A 5,024-nucleotide genomic window follows, 5' to 3' on the forward strand; every position below is an offset into this window, starting at 1 on the left:
GGGTGATGCCGTGTGCGGTGACCAGGTGTTCGGCGATGAGCGTGCCGAGCGCGCCGGTGGCGCCGGTGAGCAGCACCGTCCCGTCCGTCCGCAGCAGGCCGGGTCGCGGCTCCGGCTGCGAGAGCACCGCCAGCCGGGGTACGAACAACGTGCCGTCCCGCAGTGCGAGTTGCGGCTCACCGGAGGCCAGCGCCCGGCCCAGCGCGGCCTTCGAGGCCTCGCTCCCGTCGGTGTCCACGAGGACGAACCGGTCCGGGTGCTCACTCTGCGCCGTCCGGACCAGCCCCCACAGGGGTGACTGCTCCAGCCCCGGTACCGGCTCGTCCGGCCTCACCGCACTCGCGCCCCGGGTGACGACGGCGAGCCGCGCGTCGGCGGAACGCCCGTCGTCCAGCCAGCCCCGCAGGGTCTCCAGCGTGCCGTACGGCGACGCGTCCGGCGCCGCCGTCAGCACCACGTACGGGGCGTCGGCGGACGCCTGCCCGGCATGCTCGTACGGGACCCAGGCCGCGGACCCGAACGACTCCTCCGGCAGCGCGATCCAGTCCACCCGGTGCAGGGTGCTCCCCGTTCCGCGGCCCGCCCGGAGCCGCGCCGGATCGGTCTCCCGTACGGCCAGCCCCTCGGCGGTCAGCACCGGCGCCCCGGTGTCGTCCGTGACGACGAGCTCCGTCAGGCCGGAGCCCGCAGGGGTCAGCGTGACCCGCAGGATGCCCGGGCCCGCCGCGCCGCGTACCCGTACGCCGGCCCAGGAGAACGGGACCCGCAGGCCCCCGGACTCCCCGCGCCCTTCGAGGGCGAGCGGATGCAGGGCCGAGTCGAGCAGCGCGGGATGGATCGCGAACCCGCTGTGTGCCCCGGCCGAGCCGTCGCCCGCCGGGGGCGGTGCGATCTCGGCGAACCACGTGCCGTCCCGGTGCCAGGCCGCCCGGAGCCCGCGGAACGCCGGGCCGTAGGCGTAGCCGAGCCGCGCCAGGTCCTCGTACGCGGACGAGACGTCGACCGGCTCCGCGTCGCCCGGCGGCCAGGAGGCGCCCGCGCCGGCATCCGCCTCCGGGGCGGTTTCCGTGGCCGCGCACGCGTCCGCCTCCGCGGCCGTTTCCGTGCCCGACTCTCCGTCCGCCTCCGGGGCCAGCAGACCCGAGGCGTGTTCCGTCCAGGCGTCCTGCGTTCCGGCCTCCCGTGCGTGGAGGGTCACCGGCCGCCGCCCGCCGTCGCCGGCCGCGCCGACCGTGAGCTGTATCTGCACGGCACCCTCCTCCGGCACCGGCAGGGGAGCGGTGAGCGTCAGTTCCGCCACCCGCGGCGAACCCGAGGTCCGGCCGGCGTACAGCGCCAAGTCCAGCAGCGCGGCGCCCGGCACGACGGCCGTGCCCAGCAGGGCGTGGTCGGCCAGCCAGGGGTGGGTGCGCAGCGAGATCCGCCCGGTGTGCACCACCCCGGAGCCGTCGGCGAGTTCGACGGCGGCCCCGAGCAGCGGATGGTCCGCGGCCCCGAGCCCGGCCCCGCCGACGTCCGTACGGTTCCCGCCGGGCACGTCCAGCCAGTACCGGTCCTTCCGGAAGGGGTAGGTCGGCAGGGCCGGCACCGCGGTGTCGGTGCCGCGTCCGCCGAAGTACGCCGCCCAGTCCACCGGCACCCCGGCCGCCCACAGACCGCCCAGGGCCTCGGGGAGCGCGGAGCCTTCCGCCCGGTCGCGACGCAGCAGGGGCAGGAGCACGGCATCGGGCAGCGTGTCGGCGGCCATCGTGGACAGCACCGCGTCCGGGCCCAGTTCCAGGAAGACTCCGGCGCCTTCCGCCCGCAGGGTGCGCAGCGCATCCGCGAAGCGCACCGTCTCGCGGACGTGCCGGGTCCAGTAGTCGGGGGAGGCGAGTTCTTCGGCGCTCGCGAGCCGGCCGGTCAGGTCGGAGACCAGAGGGATGACCGGCGCCTGGAACGCCAGACCCGCCACGACCTCGCGGAACGACTCCAGCATCGGCTCCATCAGGGGCGAGTGGAAGGCGTGGCTCACCGTCAGCCGACGGGTCTTGGCACCCGCCTCCGCGGCCCGGGCCGCGATCTCCCGTACGGCCTCCCCACTACCGGAGACGACCGTCGCGCGCGGGCCGTTGACGGCCGCGACACCGGCCGCGGCCTCGTGCCCGGTGAGGAGGGCCCGGGCCGACTCCTCGTCCAGGGACAGCGCCACCATCGCGCCGCCCGACGGCAGGGCCTGCATCAGCCGGCCCCGCGCCGCGATCAGCGTCGCCGCGTCCGGCAGTGTCAGTACGCCGGCCACGTGGGCGGCCGCGACCGAACCGATGGAATGCCCCGCCACGAGCCCGGGGGTGATGCCCCAGGACTCCAGCAGCCGGTACAGCGCGGTTTCGAGGGCGAAGAGGGCGGGCTGGGTGAACTCGGTCCGGTGCAGCGGGGTGTCGTCGTCCTCGAGGAACACGGCCTCCCGCAGCGACCTGCCCAGCAGCGGGTCCAGGGCGGCGCAGACGTCGTCGAAGGCCCGGGCGAACACCTCGTGGCGCTCGTACAGTTCACGGCCCATGCCCGCCCGTTGGCTGCCCTGGCCGGTGAACAGGAAGGCGGTGCGCGGCGGATCGGCCGGTACCTCGCGCACCGCGGCCCGCGCGGCGCCGCCCGCGCCGAGGTTCCGCAGCACGCCGAGCACCTCCTCGCGGCCGCCCGCCACGAACGCCGCCCGGTGTTCGAGCGCACCCCGGCCCGTGGCCAGCGCCCGCGCCGCACCGGCCAGTTCGTCCTCCGTGCGGGCCTCGGCGTACGCGTACAGCCGCTCGGCCTGGGCGCGCAGCCCCTCGGGAGTGCGCGCGGACAGCAGCCACGGCAGCGGTCCCCCGGCCGGACCGCAGACCCCGTCCGCGACCTCGTCCGGGACCTCGTCGGCGACGACGGGGACCGCGTCGGGGACGTGCTCCAGGACCACGTGGGCGTTGGTTCCGCTGATCCCGAACGAGGACACGGCGGCCCGCCGGGGCCGGCCCCGCTCGGGCCACTTCACGGATCCCGTGAGCAGCTCGACGGCGCCCGCCGACCAGTCGACGTGCGGGGACGGCTCGTCGATGTGCAGGCTCCTCGGCAGCACACCGTGCCGCATCGACATCACCGACTTGATCACCCCGGCGACCCCGGCCGCGGCCTGGGTGTGCCCGATGTTGGACTTCACCGACCCGAGGAACAGCGGGTCGTCCTCCGGCCGGTCCTGGCCGTACGTCGCCAGCAGCGCCTGCGCCTCGATCGGGTCGCCGAGCCGGGTGCCCGTGCCGTGCGCCTCGACGGCGTCGACGTCCGCGGTCCGCAGCCCGGCCGCGGCCAGTGCCTGCCGGATCACCCGCTGCTGGGAGGGGCCGTTGGGCGCGGTCAGACCGTTGCTCGCGCCGTCCTGGTTGACGGCCGTGCCGCGTACGAGCGCCAGGACCTGGTGCCCGTTGCGCCGGGCGTCCGAGAGCCGCTCGACCAGCAACAGCCCCGCGCCCTCCGCCCATCCCGTGCCGTCGGCGGCCGCGGCGAAGGGCTTGCAGCGGCCGTCGGGCGCCAGTCCGCGCTGGCGGCTGAACTCGACGAAGGTCGCCGGGCTCGCCATCACGGTGACCCCGCCGGCCAGCGCCAGGTCGCACTCGCCCGAGCGCAGCGCCTGCGCCGCCAGGTGCAGGGCCACCAGCGACGAGGAGCAGGCGGTGTCGACCGTGACGGCCGGTCCCTCCAGTCCGAAGGTGTACGACACGCGGCCCGAGGCCACGCTGCCCGCGCTGCCGCTGACCAGGTACCCCTCGAAGCCCTCCGGGGCCTGCCCGGCCTGGTGCAGCCTGGCCCCGTAGTCGTTGTACATCACCCCCGCGAAGACGCCCGTCCGGCTGCCGCGCAGCCCGGCCGGGTCGATCCCGGCCCGCTCGAAGGCCTCCCACGCGGTCTCCAGCAGCAGCCGCTGCTGGGGGTCCGTGGTCAGCGCCTCGCGCGGACTCATCCCGAAGAACTCCGGATCGAAGTCGGCCGCCCCGTGGAGGAATCCGCCGTCACGGGCGTAGGAGGTGCCGGGGCGCGAGCCGTCGGGGTCGTAGAGCCCGGCCAGGTCCCAGCCCCGGTCGGCGGGGAAACCGGACACGGCGTCCGTACCGTCCGCGACCAGCTGCCACAGCTCCTCGGGCGAGGTCACCCCGCCCGGGAAGCGGCAGGCCATCGCGACGATGGCGATCGCCTCGTCCGCGCTGTCCCCGCCGTCCCCGCCGCGCGCACCGGCGGCGGCATCCGGAAGCGGAGCGGCCCCGGGCCCGGCGCCGAGCAGTTCCGTCAGCAGCTGTGCGGCCAAAGCGGCCGGCGTCGGGTGGTCGAAGACCAGCGTGGTGGGCAGCCGCAGGCCCGTCGCGGCGCCCAGCCGGTTACGCAGGTCGACCGCCGCAAGAGAATCGAAGCCCAGGTCCGTGAAGGCCCGTCCGGCCGCCACGGAGTCGCCGCCGGAGTGCCCGAGCACCGTCGCGGCGGCCGTCCGTACGAGATCCAGCAGCTCCCGCTCCGCGTCCGCCGGGGAGAGCCCGGACAGCCGGGCGGCGAGGTCCCCGGCCGCGGACGTCGAAGCTGCCCCGGAGCCGGCCGCGGCGCGCCGCCGGGTGGTGGGGACCAGGGAACGCAGCGGGGCCGGTACCGGTGTGCCCGAGGAGGCCAGGGCCGGGAGCGCGAAGCGGGTCGTCACCAGTGCCGCCCGGTCCGAGCCGTCCGCGGCGCCGGCCGCGAGGGCCGCGTCGAAGAGGCGGAGTCCTTCGGTGGTGGTGAGCGGGGCGATGCCGGTGCGGGCGATGCGGGCGAGGTCGGCGGTGGACAGGTGGCCGCCCATGCCGGTGTCGGTGCCGGTGTCCCACAGGCCCCAGGCGAGGGAGGTGCCGGGCAGGCCGAGGGCGTGCCGGTGCTGGGCGAGGGCGTCCAGGTAGGCGTTGGCGGCAGCGTAGTTGGCCTGCCCGGCCGTACCCGTCACCCCCGTGATCGAGGAGAAGAGGACGAAGGCGTCCAGGTCCAGGTCC

The 5,024-nt window shown here is 76.2% G+C and carries 1 protein-coding gene; it reads right to left on the reverse strand.

What is annotated here, in order from left to right; genetic code table 11:
• The coding region (locus ACFYZL_RS39955; RefSeq protein ID WP_388686109.1) for a beta-ketoacyl synthase N-terminal-like domain-containing protein at positions 1 to 5,024 on the reverse strand (5,024 nt) is incomplete at both ends.

The organism is Streptomyces sp. NPDC001717 (assembly GCF_042892775.1).
GTDB lineage: Bacteria > Actinomycetota > Actinomycetes > Streptomycetales > Streptomycetaceae > Streptomyces.